An 18,128-nucleotide genomic window follows, 5' to 3' on the forward strand; every position below is an offset into this window, starting at 1 on the left:
CTAACCGCGGCTGGCCTCGTCCACGTTGAGCTGGGATTCGAACATCCTGAAGTAGCGCCCGCGCAGTGCCACCAGCTCCTTGTGCGTGCCTTGTTCCACGATCCGGCCGTCCTCCAGCATGTACACGATGTCGGCCTTTTCGATGGTGGCCAGGCGGTGGCTGATGGCGATGATGGTGCTGCTGCGGTCAGCGAACAGCCGGGTGAAGATCCGGTGCTCGGCCAGGGCGTCGATCGCCGACGTCGGTTCGTCCATGACCATGAAAGAGGCGTCACGGTAGAAGTTCCTGGCCATGGCCAGCCGCTGCCACTGCCCGCCGGACAGGCCGCTGCCCTTCCGTCCCCGGGGGTCCTCCATCCAGTTGCTGACGTGGTTGTCCAGGCCGTTGGGCAGCTTCTCGATGAACTCCATGGCCTCGGCATCGGACGCGGCCCGGCGGATCCGGGCATCGTCGCGGGGTTCGTCGACATCACCGAAGTAGATGTTTTCCGCCGCCGTGGCGAACTCATATTTGAGGAACTCCTGGCTCAGCACCGCCAGGTGCCGGTGCCAGCTCTTGACGTCGACGCCGGCCAGGTCGGCGCCGTCGAGCAGCACGTTGCCGGAATCCGGGCGATACAGGCCCGCCAGGATGCGGATGAGCGTGGACTTCCCCGCGCCGTTCTCGCCCACGATCGCAATGTGCTGGCCGTGCCTGATGGTCAAGGAAACGCCTTTGATGACCTCGATGTCGCTGCCGGTGTAGCTGAAGCGGATGTCCTGCATTTCCACGGTTTCGGGGGCATGGGCAAGCGGCGGCTCCGTCCCGGACGGCACCGGAAGGGCCATGAACAGCTCGTAGTCCTTGAGATTGGCAAGGTCCTCGTCGATGGAGCTCAGCGAGGACACGAGGTTGTTGGCTGTGGAGAGCGCACGGCTGACGATCTGCTGGATGTACAGGAACTGGCCCACCGGCTGGGCCCGGGCGATGATCTGCCCCACCACCCAGATGAGGGAAACCACCTCCGCACCGTACTGCAGGGCATCGGCCGCCAACTGCTTGGGGATGTAGCGTTTCTGGAAGTCGAGCCGGCGCCGTTCGTCCTGGTCACGCAGCCTGGAGCGCAGCCCCATGAGGAACCCGACAATTCCGTACAACCGCATCTCGGCAATGTGCTGGGGCCGCAGCAGGTTGGTCTCGATCATCCGCCGCTGCCGGCGCGAGTCAATCTGGGTGTTCCAGTGCGCGATCTGTTCCCGGGACAGTTTGAACTGCAGGTACACGCTGGGCACGATCGCCACAAGCACGATCACGGCGATCCACCAGCTGACCAGCAACAGGGCCCCGACGGCCAGAACGACGGACACCAACTGGGTGAAGATGGCGGCGATGCGGTCCAGGACCCGGGCGTAGGAATCCGAGAAACGCTTGGCTCGGTCGTACAGGTCCACCGTCTCTTTGTCGTCGTAGCGCCAAAACTCCAGCGCCAGGAAGCGCTCGTACATCATGTCGCCGACTATCGCCCCCACTTTGAAGCTCATGAGCTGCTGGATGTAGCGGTCAACGCTGCTGAAGGCGCCCCAGAACAGGCCCAGCGCCGCGGTGACGATCACGTACAGGATGGCCCGCGGGCCGGCGTCGGGATCTCCCGCATAACCGGCTGCCAACGCGGTGGTGGTCAGTGCGGCGTAGTACGTGGTGACCAAAGGCAGCGTGGCGGAAATCAGGGAACCGGCCACTTTCATGATGACGGCGGCCGGCGAGGCTTTGAAACTGACCTTGAGAACCTGCCCGACGGCGCGGGCGTACGGGCGGAGCGCGAGCTTGCGCTGCGGCGCTCTGGCCGGAATCAGTTCGGACATGACCTCAGCCTAATCCGCACAGGCACGCCCTGCCGCACAGACGCAGGTACCCCGCGGGAAATCCCGCGGGGTACCGATGCGCACTGGGCACGCTGTGCATGGGCCCACGGCGCCCGGGTTCCCTGGCCGCAGCGAAGCGAGGCCAGGGAGGCGCCGGGGAGTGTCAGCGGGAGCCGTAGTTGGGGGCTTCCACGGTCATCTGGATGTCATGCGGGTGCGATTCCTTCAGGCCGGCCGGGGTGATGCGGACGAACTTTCCGCGTGCCTTGAGCTCGGCGATGGTGGGTGCGCCCGTGTAGAACATGGTCTGGCGCAGGCCGCCGACCAGCTGGTAGGCCACTGAGGCGAGCGGACCGCGGAAGGCCACCCGGCCTTCGATGCCCTCGGGGATGAGCTTGTCATCGCCGGAGACGTCTGCCTGGAAGTAGCGGTCCTTGGAGTAGGACGTGTTCTTGCCGCGGGACTGCATGGCGCCCAGCGAGCCCATGCCACGGTAGCTCTTGAACTGCTTGCCGTTGACGAAGATCAGCTCGCCCGGGGATTCCTCGCAGCCAGCCAGGAGCGAACCGAGCATGACGGTGTCGGCACCGGCAACCAGTGCCTTGCCGATGTCGCCGGAGTACTGCAGGCCGCCGTCGGCGATCAGAGGCACGCCGGCAGGGATGGCTGCCTTGGCGGATTCGTAGATGGCGGTGATCTGCGGGACGCCCACACCGGCCACCACGCGGGTGGTGCAGATGGAGCCCGGGCCCACGCCTACCTTGATGCCGTCGGCGCCGGCGTCGATCAGGGCCTGGGCGCCTTCACGGGTTGCTGCCTGACCGCCGATGATGTCCACGTGCGCAGCAACGGGATCGGACTTCAGCCGGGCGATCATGTCCAGGACACCCTGGGAGTGCCCGTTGGCGGTGTCCACGAAGAGGGCGTCCACGCCGGCGTCGATGAGCTTCATGGCGCGCTCCCAGCCGTCACCGAAGAAGCCGATGGCGGCGCCGACACGCAGGCGGCCTTCGTCGTCCTTGGTAGCCAGCGGGTACTGCTCTGCCTTGGTGAAGTCCTTGGTGGTGATGAGGCCCTTGAGGCGGCCCTGCTCGTCAACCAGCGGGAGCTTTTCGATCTTGTTGGTGGCCAGCTTGTGCGAGGCTTCCTCGCGGCTGATGCCTACATGGCCGGTGATGAGCGGCATCTTGGTCATGACGTCGCTGACCAGGCGGCTGGGGAACTCCGCTTCCAGAATGAAGCGCGTGTCACGGTTGGTGACAATGCCCAGGAGGCGGCCGTCGACGTCGACCACGGGCAGGCCGGACACGCGGTAGCGCGAGCACAGCAGGTCCAGCTCAGCCAGCGTGGCCTCCGGGCCGATGGTCAGCGGGTTGGTGATCATGCCGGACTCGCTGCGCTTGACGCGGTCCACGTGCTCGGCCTGGTCGTCAATCGACAGGTTGCGGTGCACAACACCTAGCCCGCCCTGGCGGGCCATGGCGATGGCCATGCGGGACTCCGTGACGGTGTCCATGGCTGCGGAGAGGAGGGGGGTCTGAACGGAGATGCGCTTGGAGATGCGGGACGAGGTATCGGCCTCGGACGGGATCACGTTGGTGTGTCCCGGCAACAGCAGGACGTCGTCATACGTGAGGCCGATGAAGCCGAAGGGGTCGTGTTCGGGCTGGGTCATGAGTGCGCCTCTTACCGGGGTTCTGGGGGGCTAACGGGTAGGGGTTGCAGCCGATGACCAGCCCGTCATTACGGGTCTGGTCCGTGCAGGTATTGGATAAATAGTAGAACCTCGGCGGCGATCGCCATATTCCGCGGTGGCAATGTGTGAGCAACGGCACGCGGCGGCAGGCCGCCGTCGGGCATATATTGCCGCGGCTACCGCTAGTTCCACCCGGTGGCTGCAAGGAAATCCCGTTCGATGAACGGAGTCAGTGTCTTGGCAAACGTGGCCGAAAGGTGGTTGCTGTCCTTGTAGGCGATGACGTTGCCTACGACCGCCGAAGGACTGGAGGCGGACCTCGCCGAGCAGTTCCTGGACACCGGAAAACTCGGTTCGCCCGATGCCTACGCCCGTGAACTGCGCAGCTCGGCCGGATTGCCGGAGCGCAGCAGCACCGATCCCCGCAAGACCGCTCCCTCGTTCGGCGACACGCTACGCCGGACGGGTCATGAGTTCCTGATGCGGGTGCGCACCAACCCCGCGGCAAACGCAGTGCTTGAGTTCCTCATCAAACTCCGCCCGGTGTGGTGGCTGCTGCGGGCGTGGGCGATCTTTGAGATCACCACTGTTCCGTTTGTCGGCAGCAACGGCTTCATCCCGCGGGGCGTGGCCGCCTGGACCTACATGCTTGTGCTGGTGGTTCTCAGCGTCCGCTGGGGAAGCAAGCCCGCGCCGGCACGGGCCCTGGCCCGGCGCACCCTCAACGCATTCAACGTCATCAGCATCGGCTTCCTGGTGGTCATGACGCCGTTCATTCTTGGACACGCCCTGAGCACCCCCTACACGCCGCCGACGAATCACCAACCGAACTACGGCCAGGGCATCGTGGTGAACGGCTCATACGCAGAGCACGTTTTCGTCTACAACAAGGACGGGCAGCTCCTGAATGATCTTCGCTTCTACGACCAGGACGGACAGCCCATCGACATCCCCATCCCCGGCGGACTCAACCCCGTTCCCATGCAGGGTCCGGGGCAAGCAACCCCGGGCATGCCGCTGGCCCCTCCCACTCCGGCTCCCGGCGCTTCGGTAACTACTTCGCCTACTCGGACACCTACCCCGATCCAGGGCAGCACCGCACCCTCCAGCACTGCCATCCCGCCGTCGGGCACGTCCTAAGATCCAAGACAAAGGAAGCGGGTGCCCGGCCTCAGCCGGACACCCGCTTCCTTTTGTTCAGTTCAGCAAGCTGCTAGTGCTTGTGCCCTGCGTGCTGCTCTTCCTCGGCCGGCTTTTCGACAACCAGGGTCTCGGTGGTGAGAACCAGTGCGGCGATGGATGCGGCGTTGCGCAGTGCCGAACGGGTGACCTTGACGGGGTCGATGACGCCAGCGGCGACGAGGTCCTCGTATTCACCGGACTTGGCGTTGAAGCCCTGGTTGTTGTCCAGTTCGGAAACCTTGGCAACAACCACGTAGCCGTCGAAGCCGGCGTTCTGGGCGATCCAGCGCAGCGGCTGGGTCAGGGCGCGGCGGACGATGCCCACAGCGGCAGCTGCGTCACCTTCCAGGGCGTTGACGGCGGCGTCCTCGTCCAGTGCCTTGAGGGCGTGGATGAGGGCGGAACCGCCACCGGAGACGATGCCTTCTTCGAGGGCGGCACGCGTGGAGGAAACGGCGTCCTCGATGCGGTGCTTCTTTTCCTTCAGCTCGACCTCGGTGGCTGCGCCGACCTTGATCACGCCGATGCCGCCGGCCAGCTTGGCCAGGCGTTCCTGCAGCTTTTCCTTGTCCCAGTCGGAATCCGTCCGGGCCAGTTCGGCACGCAGCTGGGCCACGCGGGCTGCAACGTCTTCTGCGGATCCGGCACCGTCAACAATGGTGGTGTTGTCCTTGGTGACCGTGATGCGGCGGGCCGTGCCCAGGACCTCGAGGCCAACGGTGTCCAGGCTCAGGCCGAGCTCTGCGGAGACAACCTGCGCGCCGGTGAGGGTCGCGATGTCCTGCAGCATGGCCTTGCGGCGGTCACCGAAGCCCGGAGCCTTGACGGCGACAACGTTCAGGGTGCCGCGGATGCGGTTGACGATCAGCGTGGACAGTGCCTCGCCGTCGATGTCTTCAGCAATGATGAAGAGCGGCTTGGAAGCCTGCAGGGCCTTCTCCAGGAGCGGCAGGAATTCCTGCAGCGAGGAGATCTTGCCCTGGTTGATCAGGATGAGGGCGTCCTCGAGGACGGCTTCCTGGCGCTCGGCGTCCGTGACGAAGTACGGGGACAGGTAGCCCTTGTCGAACTGCATGCCCTCGGTCAGGACCAGTTCGGTCTGCGTGGTGGAGGACTCTTCGATGGTGATGACACCGTCCTTGCCGACCTTGCCGAATGCCTCGGCCAGCAGCTCGCCGACCTCGTCGCTCTGGGCGGAGATGGAGGCAACGCTGGCAACCTGGGTGCCTTCGACTTCGCGTGCGTTCTCCAGCAGGCGTGCGGCAACGGCTTCAACGGAAACCTCGATGCCGCGCTTGATCTCGCCCGGAGCTGCGCCGGCAGCAACGTTGCGCAGGCCTTCCTTGACGAGGGCCTGGGCCAGCACGGTGGCCGTGGTGGTGCCGTCGCCGGCGACATCGTTGGTCTTGGTGGCGACTTCCTTGGCCAGCTGGGCGCCAAGGTTTTCGTAGGGGTCGTCCAGCTCAACTTCGCGGGCGATGGTGACGCCGTCGTTGGTGATGGTGGGGGCGCCCCACTTCTTGTCCAGTACGACGTTGCGGCCGCGGGGGCCAAGCGTCACCTTGACGGTGTTGGCGAGCTTGTCGATACCGGCCTCAAGCGACCGGCGGGCAGCGTCGTTGAACGCAAGCTGCTTTGCCATGGGTTTGTCCTTTCAAGACAGAAAACCCGCACCGCTGACTGCCGGAAAAATCCAACGAGATCTGCGGTGCGGGGCTCCAGGGAATTACTTAACGACGATCGCCAGAACGTCGCGGGCGGACAGCACGAGGTACTCGTTGCCGCCGGTCTTGACTTCGGTTCCACCGTACTTGGAGTAGATAACGACGTCGCCAACGACTACGTCAACGGGAACGCGGTTCCCATTGTCATCGAAGCGGCCGGGGCCGACTGCAACAACTTCGCCTTCCTGCGGCTTCTCCTGTGCGGAGTCCGGAATGACCAGGCCGGAAGCCGTGGTCTGCTCTGCTTCGAGCGGGCGAACTACAATACGATCCTCAAGAGGCTTAATCGAGACCGACACTCGGACTCTCCTTTTCATGAGCTGATTCATGGACTAACAGACTGGGGTGCCGAGGCGCGCAACCGTCGTCGCGGTGCCGGTAGCTGCCTGGCGGTGGTGATTAGCACCCTCCTAGGGAGAGTGCTAACCATGACTCTATGTAAGGCGTTAGCACTCGGTCAAGGTGAGTGCCAGAATTTCGTCACGGGTGAACGCTCCTGAACCTCGTCCGTGGCCTCCGGGAGCTATTCCCGGGTGAGGTCATCCAGGTCGACGTCCTCGCCGTCGTCGCCGTCTTCCGCGGAGGCGGAACCGCGGTTGAGGTACAGCACCACGGCGCCGGCAAGGGCGACGGCGGCAGAGACGATCAGCACGATGATCCCGCCGATGCGGACCCCGGTGTACTGCTCTCGGATGTCCCTGGCCTCCTGTGTGGCGTCATTGATGCTGTTGCCCGTGACCGAGTAGGCGGCGGCGTTGAAGGAATCGAGGGCGAAGATGATCACCAGCAGCGCGATGCACACTGCGGCGACCGCGGCCCCGGCGATGAGGGCGGGCCGGGCATAGCTCACGGGATTCCTGGCGGACACGGGCCCGGCAGCGGCGGAGGCGGTGGTGTCGTTGCTTTCGTCGGGCTGCTGTGCTGCGTTGTCTTCCATGAAATCAACCCTATCGGGATGATCGGACCGCCGCAGGCCTGTGACACCGGACAGTAGGCTTGATCCCATGGCTGACGCACCCCAGGACCAGATCGCCCACCTTCTGACAAGCGAAGGCTGGGAACTGCTCGCTTCCCTGGGGCCCTACCGGGAGAGCGAGGCCTTCAGCGTGAACGCGGGCCTCCGGAAGGCAGGCCACTCCCCCGAGCTCGTGGCCGCCGTGCTCACGCAATCACGCCTGCGGACCCGCGCCGAGGCCAAATTCGGCGAGTTCGCCCGGCAGATGCTGTTCACGCAGGCCGGGCTGGAGCAGGCCACGCGCCTGAATGTCGCAGCCCGCCACGCCGAGCGCTTCGTCAAGGCCGGCACGGGCCACGTTGCCGATCTCGGCTGCGGCCTCGGGGCCGACTCCATGGCCCTGGCATCCATGGACATCAACGTCACGGCCGTGGAGCTCGACGAAGCCACGGCTGCCTGCGCCACGATCAACCTCATGCCGTTCCCGCACGCCACCGTGGTCCATGCGGATGCCACCGCCGTGTCCCTGGAAGGGATCGACGGCGTCTGGCTGGATCCCGCGCGGCGCACCACCTCGTCGTCGGGCACCAAACGGATCTGGGATCCGGAGGATTTCTCTCCCCCGCTGTCCTATGTGGAATCCCTGGCCGCTTCCGGCCGGGCCGTGGGCGTGAAGATGGGCCCGGGCATGCCGCATGACTCGGTTCCGACCGGCTGCGAGGCCCAGTGGGTGTCCGTGGGCGGAGACGTCACGGAGGTGGCGCTCTGGTTCAATGCCGTGGCCCGTCCGGGCGTGCGCAGGGCCGCCTTGGTGATCGGGGCGCGCGGCGCCGCCGAGATCACCAGCGGCGAGGACTTCGGCGGCGGCCCGCTGCCCGACGTCGGGCCGGTGGAGGGCTACCTCTACGAGCCCGACGGCGCCGTCATCCGCGCGGGGCTCGTCGCCGACGTGGCGCTCCAGTTGGGCGGCCACCTCGTGGACGAGCACATCGCCTACATCTGTGCCCCGGAGCTTCGGGACACACCCTTCGCGCGGGCCTACAAAGTGCTCGAGGTGATGCCCTACAACGTGAAGGCGCTGAAGGCCTGGGTCAAGGCCAACGGCGTGGGCGTGCTGGACATCAAGAAGCGCGGCACCGCCGTGACGCCCGAGGAGCTGCGCAAGCAGCTGCTCCCCGGCGGGAGGACCGGTGGGAAGAAGGGAAGCCAAACAGCCACCCTGGTCCTCACGCGGATCGGCGAGGAGCGGGTGGCCGTTGTGGTGGAGCCGGTGGCTGCGGCGGCGTAGAGCCGCCTGCCTCGGAAACTAGCTGCGGGAGAACTCCGAGGCTTCGCGGACCTGTTCCGGAGTGGGGCGGACGCCGGTGTAGAGCACGAACTGCTCCTCCGCCTGGATCGCGATGACCTCGGCCCCGGTAATGACGGGTTTGCCGGCGGCGCGGGCGGCCGCGATCAGCGGCGTCTCCGAGGGAAGCGCGACCACGTCGAACACCACCTGCGCAGCAGCCACGGTAGCGTCGTCGAAGGACTGCGCGGTTTCATCCGCGCCGGCCATGCCCAGCGGTGTCACGTTGATGATGAGGTCCGCCGTTGAGCCCCCGACGTCGGCCTGCCAGCCAAAGCCGTACAGGCCCGCCAGCGCGCGGCCGCTTTCCTCGTTGCGGGCCACGATGGTGACCTTGCTGAACCCGGCGTCGCGCAGGGCCGCGGCGACGGCCTTGGCCATGCCGCCGGCGCCACGCAGGAGCACCGAGTGGCCGTTCGGCACGGAGTGGTCCTGCAGGAGCCGGGCGATGGCGATGTAGTCGGTGTTGTAGGCCGTCAGCACACCGTCCTGGTTCACGATGGTGTTCACCGAGTCGATCGCCTTGGCCGAGGGGTCCATGACATCCACCAGCGGAATGACCGCTTCCTTGTACGGCATGGAAACGGCGGCACCACGGATAGGGAGACCCCGGATGCCGGCCACGGCCAGGGTGATGTCCGCGGGAGCGAAGGCCTTATAGACAAAGTTGAGGCCGAGCAGATCATAGAGGTAGTTGTGGAACCTCGTGCCGATGTTGCTCGGCCTGGCCGCCAGCGAGATGCACAGGGACATGTCTTTGTTCAGAATGGGCATGTGCTCCATTAAACAATGACTGTGGCCCCGGCCACCGCAAATGTCATATTTATCCCTGCCGGGCCTTCATGCGCGGGTTCTTCTTGTTGATGACGAAGGTGCGGCCCCGGCGGCGCACGATCTGGGCTCCCGGGATCTTCTTGAGGGCGCGCAGCGAATTCCTGACTTTCACGGTTTCTCCTTTGGTGGTGAATCTTGGGCTTGTGGTGGACCTTGGGCCTACAGTCCGGCCCCGAGCCCGAACGGGTCCTCGAGTTTGCTGAAGTCAAGCCGCATTTCCGCATCGCTGAGCTGGCAGCCGTCAAGCAGGCCCCGGATCTCGCGGGGGTCGACGTCCTCGCCGCGGCCGGTCACGGCCAGCACCGTCCCACGGTCGCCGAAGGTGGGATGCCAGTCGAGCGCGGCGTCGACGTCGGACGCCGGAAGCGTGCCCCGCCGGGGGTCATGCCCGGCGTCGGCCAGCCACTGCCCGGTGCTTTCCAGCCAGACGCGGGGCCCGATCCCCTGCACGGCGATCCGCGTGGAGGCGGCGGATGCGATCCACAGCCGGCCGCGGAGCCAGTGCGAACCGGCGGCGAGCCGGGGCAGGGCTTCGCGGAAACGGCCCGGGTGCAGTGGGCGCTCCACTTTGTGGAGCACGGTGCGGAAGGTCCCCGGCCCGGCGTCCAGCGGCACCCGGACGGCACCCAGGCGGGTCCGCGCATGGGCCTCACCCCTGTCATAGCATCCCGGCCGGAAGGCATCGTGCACGCCGGACACTGCCGCATGCGGGGCCAGCTGGCGGCACAACTCCACGCCGTGGTCCCAGGCCCCGGCCTGCGGCCCGCCGCCCAGCTCGGCGCCGAGTCCTGGCTGGATCATCACCGTGTCCACGTGCCCGAATTCGCCGATCAGGAATTCCCCGCTGGTGCGCTCGTCCTCGGGCATGGACGTGAATCCGGATTCGTAGAGGGAGTGTACGTCCCAGACGTGGTCTTCGAGTTCAGCGGGGTCGATGGCGAGCACGGCGTTGTCGATCACGGCGGGCCGGTCCAGCCCGCGGCGCAGTTCGGCCACCGCCATGTCCGCTGAAACGCCCGGGGGCAGGCCCAGCACGACGTGGTCGTGGCCGCCGGCGGCCAGCCGTTCCGCCGTCGGGACTACATCCAGGCGGACGGTGCAGCTGAGGCAGCCGTGTTCCAGCATGGTCTCGCTCCGCTCCAGGAGCTGGCCGTCGCGGTAGACGCGGCGCAGGACCAGCGATCCGTCCAGGAGGTCGTGCAGGACCACCACGGAATTGCTGTGCGTATGGCCGAGGCGCGCGGCGGCGACCTCACGGCAATGGCTGTCGAGGGAGCTGACGACGGAAAGGTGCATTCACACAGTCTAAATGCAAACAATTCTCATTAGCAAATAACGTGGGATCCTAGGGGCAGCCCTTGCCGGGCGGATAGGGCCCGACGGCGGCCGGCAGCTTCCCCGGTGCCGTCGCCTGACCGGTGAGCACCGCCAGCAGAGCGTCGAAAGCCGCGGGGGAATTCCCGTAGAGAGCGATTTTGCTGGGGGCGGAGGATCCTGCGAGCGGCCAAGGGGCATCAAGCGACACCGCGATCTGTCCGGAGACCGGACCGCTGCCGTAGCCGGCCAGCACCACCAGCGGGCCGCCGCCCACGCCGACTCCGGCCCGGCCGGCCGCGGCGGTGAACCGCGCCCGGTCCAGGACGGAGCCGCCGGCCAGCGACACCGAGCTGCCGATGAGGGGGCCGGAACAGGGCCCGTCGAGGACCGTCACCGCGGCCGCCGAGACGGCCCGTGAGACCGCCGCGCCGGCGCCGGGGGCTGACCCGGCGGGCTTCGGGTCCACCCTGGCCCGCCAAAGCATCATGGTGGCCACACGGCGCGCGGCCTCGTCCAGGCGCGCGGCCGGCAAGGCGCCCGAGCCGACGGCGGCCACGATTCCGGCATGGGCACGGACCACGTCGCCCGGCATGAGGACCAGGTCCGCTCCGGCGGCCAGGGCCACGGCCGCCGCGGCATCGTCGGTGTACTGCTCCTCGATGGCTGCCATGTTCATCGCATCGGTCACGGCAACGCCCGCGAAGCCGAGGCCACGGAGGGCCGCGTAGCCGGCTGTGGAAACCGAGGCCGGCACCCCCGGTTCCAGGGCAGGCACGGCGATGTGGCCCATCATGATCATCGGCAGCCCGGCCGCGACGGCCTGCTGGAACGGTTTCCAGTCCCTGGCCTGCAGCTCGGCGACGGAAGCGTTCTGCACGGGGAGGGAGGCGTGGGAGTCCGCAGTCACCGAGCCGTGGCCGGGGAAGTGCTTGCTCACGGGCAGCACGCCGGAGTCCAGCAGCCCTTGCCCGAATGCCGTGCTCAGCCGCCCGACGGCGTCCGGATCCCCGGACATGGAACGCGAGCCGATGGTGGGATCCTGCGGCCCGATGGTCACGTCGGCGTCCGGGGCGAAGTCAATGGTGAAGCCCAGCCCGGCGAGTTCGGCTCCCAGGGCGGCCCCGGCGTCGGACGCCAGGGGAACGCTGCCGGCGGCACCATAGCTCATCGGCGCTGGCCACTCGCTGAGTGGTGCCCGGAGCCGCGCCACCACGCCGCCCTCCATATCCACCCCCACGAGCCCCGGCCAGCCGCGCCCGTCGGCCCGTGCTGCGTGGTCGAACGCCGCGGCCATGGCTCCAACGGCGGCGGTGTCCACGGAGCCATCGGCGGCGAGCGGGACGTTGTCCGTCATGACGATGCTGCCCGCAAGGTGGAGCGCACGAATGGTGTCCAGTTGCCGGGAGTAGTCCCGCCCCTGGAAGAACGGCATGAGGACCTGGCCGGCCTTCTGTTCCACGGACATGCGGGCGACGGCGGCTGAGGCGGCGTCGAGGTCCCGCTGCTGCGGGCCCCAGCCGAGCGGCTTCAGTCCTGGATCGGGCGTGGGAGTGGGCGTGGGAGTGGGCGTCTTCGACGAAGAGGCTGCCGGGGAACCGACGGAAGCCGAGGTGGAAGGCACGGGCGGACTCCCGCCGTCGGGCTGTGCAGCTGTGCACGCGGGAAGGACGAGCAACAGGACGGCTGCTGCGGCAGCCGCGGCCAGCCACCGCCGGCCATGACGCGGGGAATGTAACAGTGCCATCAATTCGATGCTACCCCTGCACTAGACTTGAGCCATCCGCTGACGGCCCCACAGCGGGGCGCCATGTCCGGTTTCAGAAGAACAACGAGGGGACCACGTGCAGATTGACTTTGCGCCATCCAGACAATCGACACTGGGTGTGGAATGGGAGCTGGCGCTCGTCAACGCACGGACAGGTGAACTGGTCTCCGTCGCCAACGAGGTCCTGCGCGGTGTGGCGGCAGCCCACCCCGACCTCAATGAGGACGACGAACACCCGCACATCAAGCGCGAGCTGCTGCTTAACACGGTTGAGCTGGTCACGGGTGTGTGCGAGACCGTGGGGGAAGCCAAGGAGGACCTGAGCCGTTCCCTCGCGGCCGTCCGTGAAGTCACCGACCGCATGGGCGTGGAACTCTTCAGCGCCGGCAGCCACCCTTTCAGCCCTCCGTTGCTCCAGCCGGTCACGGACAAGGAGCGCTACGCGAAGCTCATCGAACGCACCCAGTGGTGGGGACGGCAGATGGTCATCTACGGCGTGCACGTCCACGTGGGCATCGACAAGAAGTCCAAGGTGCTGCCCATCCTGGACGGGCTGGTCAACTATTTCCCGCACTTCCAGGCCCTCTCGGCCTCCAGCCCGTTCTGGGCCGGCGAGGAAACCGGCTACGCCTCCCAGCGCGCCCTGATGTTCCAGCAGCTGCCCACGGCGGGCCTGCCCTTCCAGTTCGATACCTGGACGGCGTATGAGTCCTATGTGGAGGACATGTTCACCACGGGTGTCATCGATGCCACCTCGGAAATCCGCTGGGACATCCGTCCGGTCCCGAACCTGGGCACCATTGAAATGCGCATCTGCGACGGCCTGGCCACGCTTGAGGAAGTGGGCGCCATCGCGGCACTCACCCAGTGCTTGGTGGACGAGTTCTCCTCCATCCTGGACGCCGGCGGGACCATTCCCACCATGCCGCCGTGGCACGTCCAGGAAAACAAGTGGCGTGCGGCCAGGTATGGCATGGAGGCCATCATCATCCTGGATGCCGACGGCAAGGAGCAGCTCGTCACCGAGCACCTCGCCGAAACCATCCAGCGGTTGGCCCCCATTGCCGCGAAGCTGGGCTGCTCAGCCGAACTGGCGGACGTCGAAAAGATCATCGCCCGCGGGGCCAGCTACCAGCGCCAGCGCCGCGTGGCCGCCGAGCACAGCGGCAACCTGCAGGCCGTGGTGATGGACCTCGTGCAGCAGATGCGCCAGGGGCCGGGAGCCTAGTCACACCCCCAAGCAGGCACAGCCTAAACGGATACGGCCTGCATGGAGACGGTGGTGACGGGCATGGAGGAATCCGGCGCGAACTCCACCCCACTGGGGCCGATTCCGGCCATGATCAGCTGAGCGCCCAGCGCTGCCACCATGGCTCCGTTGTCCGTGCACAGATCCAGCGGCGGCACGTGCAGGCGGATGCCCGCGGAGGTGCAGCGCTGGCCGGTCAGTTCGCGGAGCCTCGAATTGGCGGCCACACCGCCGCCCAGCAGCACGTCTGTGATGCCGTTTTCCTTGCACGCGAGCACGGCCTTGGACGAGATCACGTCCACCACGGCTTCCTGGAACGCGGCAGCGATGTCGGCGACGGGGACCTCCTCGCCGCGGGCCTCGAACTGCTCCACGCACCGTGCCACGGCCGTCTTCAGCCCGCTGAAGGACCAGTCGTAGCGGTGCGGGCCGGGCTCTTCGGCCGTTCCCATGTACTTGGGCTGGGACAGGCCGCGCGGGAAGCGGATGGACTTCGGGTTGCCCTGCCTGGCCAGTTTGTCGATGGCCGGACCACCCGGATAGCCGAGCCCCAGGATCCGGGCCACTTTGTCGTAGGCTTCGCCCGCGGCGTCGTCGATCGTGGAGCCCAGCAGTTCCACATCGTCCGTGATGCTGCGGATCCGCAGGATCTCGGTGTGGCCGCCGGAGACCAGCAGGGCGCCGAGATTTTCGGGGAGGCGGCCGCCGCCGAGGCCGGCAGCGCCGCCGGCGGCAGCTCCGCCGTCGGGGTTCCGGTCCAGCAGCCCGACTCCCACGTGCGCCACCAGGTGGTTGATCGCGTAGAGGGGCTTGCCCGTGGCCACGGCGAGGGCCTTGGCGGCGCAGACGCCCACCATGAGGGCCCCGGCCAGGCCCGGGCCCGAGGTCACGGCGATGGCGTCGATCTCATCCAGGGTGACGCCGGCTTCATGCAGGGACTCCTGGAGCGTGGGCACGAAGGCGTCCAGATGCGCGCGCGAGGCGATCTCCGGGATGACCCCGCCGAAGCGGACGTGCTCGTCCATGGAGGAAGAGACCGTGTTGGTCAGCAGGGTGGTGCCGCGGACAATCCCGACGCCGGTTTCATCGCAGGAGGATTCGATCCCCAGGACGAGCGGCTGCTTGTTGTTGCTGGTGCTCACGCGCCGGTCTCCTTCAGTTGCAGCCTCATGATCAGGGCGTCCGTGCCGTCGCGGTAGTAGCGGGGACGCACGTGGATCTGCTCGAAGCCGAAGCGCAGGTACAGCTGCTGCGCGCGGGGGTTGTCTGCCCGGACTTCCAGCAGCACGTCGTCCGCGCGGCGCCGCCGGGCCTCGTCGATCAGCTCGGTGAGGATCGCCGAGCCGATGCCTTTGCCTTCGAATTCGGGCACGACGGCGATCGTCTGGACGTCCGCGATGGGCTCGATGCACATCAGTCCCGCGTAAGCCACGATCTCTCCCCCGGCCTCGGCCACCACGTAGCGGCGGGTGTCCACCTGGGCGATTTCGTCAAAGAACATCTGCAGCGGCCAGGCGTCCGCGGGGAACAGCCGGCGTTCCAGGACCTCGACGGCGGGAACATCGGCCTCGGTCATGTCCCGGAGGGTGACGCCCGCGAGTTCGAGTTTCGGCGAGAGCTTCACTGTTCACCCTTCTTCACTGCGCACATCTTCACAGGGCACGCTTTCTGGGGCCGGGCACCTGGGCGTCCGATTCCCGCAGGTACAGAGGGGTGGAGTCGAGCAGGGCCTGCCCCGCGGTGAGGCGGGCCAGGGCGAACTGGCCCAGGGACGCGGCATCGGGCTGGGTGTCGGCGAAGTCCGGATGGGCACGGACCACATCGGCGTAGAGGCCGGCGCCCGCACCGTAGACGGGAAGGTCCGGAAGCTCCGAGGCAAAGCCCACATGCGGGCCGTCCACCAGCTGCGGAAGCTGCCCCTCGGCCAGGGTATACCGGGCCCAGTAGACCTCCTTGCGCCGGGCGTCCGTGGCCACGATGAACTCGGCCGCCGCCGCGGTGGATTCGGCCACTTCCAGGGCGATGGCGTCCAGGCTCATGAGCCCATACAGCGGCTTGCCCCAGACGAAAGCCAGGGTGCGTGCGGTGGCGATGCCGGAACGGAGCCCGGTGAAGGGACCAGGCCCCACGCCGGTCACGATCACGTCGATGTCCGCTCCCGTCACCCCGGCACCGGCCAGGAGCTGTTGGATACCGGGGGCCAGGACCTCCGCGTGGCTGCGGGTGTCTTCCGTGGCGAAGGACTCCACCACGCCTTCCATGGCGTCGTCGGAGATCAGCGCGGCGCTTGCCACGGCCGACGTGTCAATGGCCAGGATGAGCATCAGGCCTCCTCTTCACGGGGTGCGGGTCCCAGGATGGCAGGGGCGTCGGCCCAGCGCGGGCCGTAGCCGCGGACCACGATGGTGCGGGGCTCGTCGTCATCCTCCGTGTCGAAGTCCAGGACGGCGTCCGGCTCCTGTGAGGCGCCGCGGGCACCCGCAGCCCCTCCCACTGAACGGTGCAGCTGGATGTCCAGGCGGCTGTCGGCGAGGTGCTCCACGCGGTCGCGGCCCCACTCCACCACGGTGACGGAACTGTCCATGGTGTTTTCGAGGTCGATGTCGTCGATTTCGGCGGAGGAGCCAAGCCGGTACGCGTCAACGTGCACCAGGTCCGGGCCGCCGGGGCGCGGACCGTCGGGGAGGTTGGGGTGGATGCGGACCAGCACGAAGGTAGGCGAGATAATGCCGGCGCGCACGCCCAGGCCTTCGCCGAGTCCCTGCGTGAATGTCGTCTTGCCGGCACCCAGCTCGCCGGTCAGCACCAGAAGGTCACCGGGCTCCAGCACCCCGGCGAGCGCGGCCGCGAGCGCGTGGGTCTGCTCCGCCGTCGTGACCGTGAGGAAGCGCTCCCAGAGCGCGCCGTCCGGTGCCGTCGAGTCCGGGACCGAGCCGCTCACGGTGCGTCCGTTCCGGCTTCCGCGGGGACGGCAGCGGCCTCGGAGGGGATCTCGTTGACGTAGCTGCGCGGCACGCGGGGGCTGATGCGGGTGACGATCTCGTAGTTGTTGGTGCCGGCTGCGGCCGCCCAGTCGTCCGCCGTCGGGCCGCCGTCGGCGCCGTCGCCGAACATCACGGCCTCCGCGCCGAGCAGGCCTCGGGCCGTGTCCGGATCCAGCGGGCCGAGGTCCACCACCATCTGGTCCATCGCGATCCTGCCCACCACGGGGTAGGTGATGCCGTTGATGCGGATGGGGCCGCCGGTGGCGATGCGCGGCACGCCGTCGGCGTAGCCCAGCGGGACCAGGCCAAGGGTGCTCTCGGCCGGCGTGCGGTAGTTCAGGCCGTACGAGACGCCCTGCCCGGCGTCGACGGCTTTGCAGTTGGAGAGCAGGGTGCGCACGGTCATGGCGGGGTGCAGTCCCAGCTCCTGGGAGCTCTGCTCCGCGAACGGCGAGAGCCCGTAGAGGCCCAGCCCCACGCGGACCAGGTCGAAGTGGGCGTCCGGGCGGGACAGGGTGGCAGGTGTGTTGGCGATGTGCCGCACCTCGGTGTCCACCCCGGCGTCGGCGGCAATGGCCACGGCTTCGCGGAACAGGGCGATCTGTTCGTCGGTTTCGGGCCGGTGCGGCTCGTCCGCCACGGCAAAGTGCGAGAAGATGCCCACCACGCGCAGCAGGCCTTCGTCCTGGTACTCCATGGCCTCGCCCACGAGTTTGTCCCAGCCGGCGATCGTGGAGCCGTTGCGGCCCAGGCCGGTGTCCACCTTCAGGTGCACGCGCGCGGGGCGTTCCTGCTGGCGCGCTGCCGCCACCACGGCGTCGAGCTCCCAGCCGGAGATCCCGACGTCGACGCCGGCGGCAACTGCCGCTGCGAAGTTGCTTTCCCGGGTGTGCAGCCAGGCCAGGAGGGGTGCGTCGATGCCCGCGGCGCGCAGGGCGAGTGCCTCGGAAATGTGGGCAGTGCCGAGCCAGCTGGCCCCGGCGTCCAGCGCGGCACGGGCCACCTGCACGGCTCCGTGGCCGTATGCGTCCGCCTTGACCACGGCCATGACCTTGGCAGGCGATGCGATGGCAACGAACTGGCGCACATTGTGCCGGATGGCCTCGAGGTCTATGACGGCCGAGCGCTCCAGGACGGGGGCTTTTGTCTCCGGCGCGGCACTTGCAGCTGCTTCGTAAGTCACCTTAGAGAGTCTAGTGCTGCCCGTGGAGAGGGGATAACCGGACCCTGCGCCG

At 67.5% G+C, this 18,128-nt stretch carries 17 protein-coding genes; 3 read left to right on the top strand and 14 right to left on the bottom strand.

The features are described from left to right. Together NVV90_RS14780 and guaB are read right to left on the bottom strand one after the other, a co-directional pair. The gene (locus NVV90_RS14780) at positions 1-1,842 is read right to left on the bottom strand and encodes an ABC transporter ATP-binding protein (RefSeq protein ID WP_258438025.1); all 1,842 of its coding nucleotides are present in this window, start codon (positions 1,840-1,842) and stop codon (positions 1-3) included. Between the two features lie 163 nt (positions 1,843-2,005). Beyond that, complete coding sequence (guaB, locus tag NVV90_RS14785) at positions 2,006-3,517, bottom strand: IMP dehydrogenase (RefSeq protein ID WP_258438026.1); 1,512 nt, start codon at positions 3,515-3,517, stop codon at positions 2,006-2,008. A 306-nt stretch (positions 3,518-3,823) separates the two neighbouring features. On the opposite strand from guaB, the gene NVV90_RS14790 reads away from it, so the two are divergent. After that, a complete protein-coding gene (locus NVV90_RS14790; RefSeq protein WP_258438027.1) occupies positions 3,824-4,678 on the top strand; it encodes a hypothetical protein in 855 nt (284 codons plus the stop codon). A 73-nt stretch (positions 4,679-4,751) separates the two neighbouring features. Here the strand turns inward: NVV90_RS14790 and groL are convergent, their stop codons facing one another. From groL to NVV90_RS14805, 3 genes are all read right to left on the bottom strand, one after another. Continuing rightward, entirely contained in the window at positions 4,752-6,362 is a 1,611-nt protein-coding gene (gene groL / locus NVV90_RS14795) for a chaperonin GroEL (protein WP_258438028.1), read from the bottom strand. Positions 6,363-6,446: 84 nt separating this feature from the next. Next, on the bottom strand, positions 6,447-6,743 hold the full coding sequence (gene groES, locus NVV90_RS14800; protein ID WP_258438029.1) for a co-chaperone GroES: 297 nt from the start codon (positions 6,741-6,743) through the stop codon (positions 6,447-6,449). Positions 6,744-6,967: 224 nt separating this feature from the next. After that, positions 6,968-7,381, bottom strand: a complete 414-nt coding sequence (locus tag NVV90_RS14805; protein ID WP_258438030.1) for a hypothetical protein — start codon at positions 7,379-7,381, stop codon at positions 6,968-6,970. A gap of 67 nt (positions 7,382-7,448) precedes the next feature. On the opposite strand from NVV90_RS14805, the gene NVV90_RS14810 reads away from it, so the two are divergent. After that, a complete protein-coding gene (locus NVV90_RS14810; RefSeq protein ID WP_258438031.1) occupies positions 7,449-8,687 on the top strand; it encodes a class I SAM-dependent methyltransferase in 1,239 nt (412 codons plus the stop codon). Positions 8,688-8,705: 18 nt separating this feature from the next. Here the strand turns inward: NVV90_RS14810 and NVV90_RS14815 are convergent, their stop codons facing one another. Genes NVV90_RS14815 through NVV90_RS14830 form a run of 4 tightly spaced genes read right to left on the bottom strand, consistent with a single transcriptional unit; the run spans position 8,706 to position 12,516 of the window. Beyond that, positions 8,706-9,518 (bottom strand): shikimate 5-dehydrogenase, encoded by an 813-nt coding sequence (locus NVV90_RS14815; RefSeq protein ID WP_258438032.1) that lies wholly within the window; start codon positions 9,516-9,518, stop codon positions 8,706-8,708. Between the two features lie 49 nt (positions 9,519-9,567). After that, a complete protein-coding gene (gene ykgO / locus NVV90_RS14820) occupies positions 9,568-9,690 on the bottom strand; it encodes a type B 50S ribosomal protein L36 (RefSeq protein WP_011693081.1) in 123 nt (40 codons plus the stop codon). A gap of 47 nt (positions 9,691-9,737) precedes the next feature. Further along, positions 9,738-10,874, bottom strand: a complete 1,137-nt coding sequence (locus NVV90_RS14825) for a GTP-binding protein (protein ID WP_258438034.1) — start codon at positions 10,872-10,874, stop codon at positions 9,738-9,740. Between the two features lie 49 nt (positions 10,875-10,923). After that, on the bottom strand, positions 10,924-12,516 hold the full coding sequence (locus tag NVV90_RS14830; protein ID WP_309304066.1) for a glycoside hydrolase family 3 N-terminal domain-containing protein: 1,593 nt from the start codon (positions 12,514-12,516) through the stop codon (positions 10,924-10,926). 220 nt (positions 12,517-12,736) lie between these two features. Here NVV90_RS14830 and NVV90_RS14835 point away from each other — a divergent pair, with 220 nt between their 5' ends. After that, complete coding sequence (locus NVV90_RS14835; protein WP_258438035.1) at positions 12,737-13,888, top strand: glutamate--cysteine ligase; 1,152 nt, start codon at positions 12,737-12,739, stop codon at positions 13,886-13,888. Positions 13,889-13,911: 23 nt separating this feature from the next. Here NVV90_RS14835 and tsaD read toward each other — a convergent pair whose 3' ends face one another. From tsaD to alr, 5 genes are read right to left on the bottom strand one after another with little or no spacing between them, the layout of a single operon-like run. Beyond that, the gene (tsaD, locus tag NVV90_RS14840) at positions 13,912-15,051 is read right to left on the bottom strand and encodes a tRNA (adenosine(37)-N6)-threonylcarbamoyltransferase complex transferase subunit TsaD (protein WP_258438036.1); all 1,140 of its coding nucleotides are present in this window, start codon (positions 15,049-15,051) and stop codon (positions 13,912-13,914) included. Then, complete coding sequence (gene rimI, locus NVV90_RS14845; protein ID WP_258438037.1) at positions 15,048-15,533, bottom strand: ribosomal protein S18-alanine N-acetyltransferase; 486 nt, start codon at positions 15,531-15,533, stop codon at positions 15,048-15,050. Before rimI ends, tsaD begins: the two co-directional genes overlap by 4 nt. A 28-nt stretch (positions 15,534-15,561) precedes the next feature. Continuing rightward, a complete protein-coding gene (gene tsaB, locus NVV90_RS14850; protein ID WP_258438038.1) occupies positions 15,562-16,233 on the bottom strand; it encodes a tRNA (adenosine(37)-N6)-threonylcarbamoyltransferase complex dimerization subunit type 1 TsaB in 672 nt (223 codons plus the stop codon). Continuing rightward, complete coding sequence (gene tsaE, locus NVV90_RS14855; protein WP_258438039.1) at positions 16,233-16,850, bottom strand: tRNA (adenosine(37)-N6)-threonylcarbamoyltransferase complex ATPase subunit type 1 TsaE; 618 nt, start codon at positions 16,848-16,850, stop codon at positions 16,233-16,235. The genes tsaB and tsaE overlap by 1 nt, the downstream gene beginning before the upstream one ends. Next, positions 16,847-18,076 carry an alanine racemase gene (gene alr / locus NVV90_RS14860; RefSeq protein ID WP_258438040.1) on the bottom strand — a complete coding sequence of 410 codons (1,230 nt, stop codon included), beginning with the start codon at positions 18,074-18,076 and terminating at the stop codon, positions 16,847-16,849. The genes tsaE and alr overlap by 4 nt, the downstream gene beginning before the upstream one ends. Positions 18,077-18,128: the final 52 nt, after the last annotated feature.

The organism is Arthrobacter sp. CJ23 (assembly GCF_024741795.1).
Classification (GTDB): Bacteria; Actinomycetota; Actinomycetes; order Actinomycetales; family Micrococcaceae; genus Arthrobacter.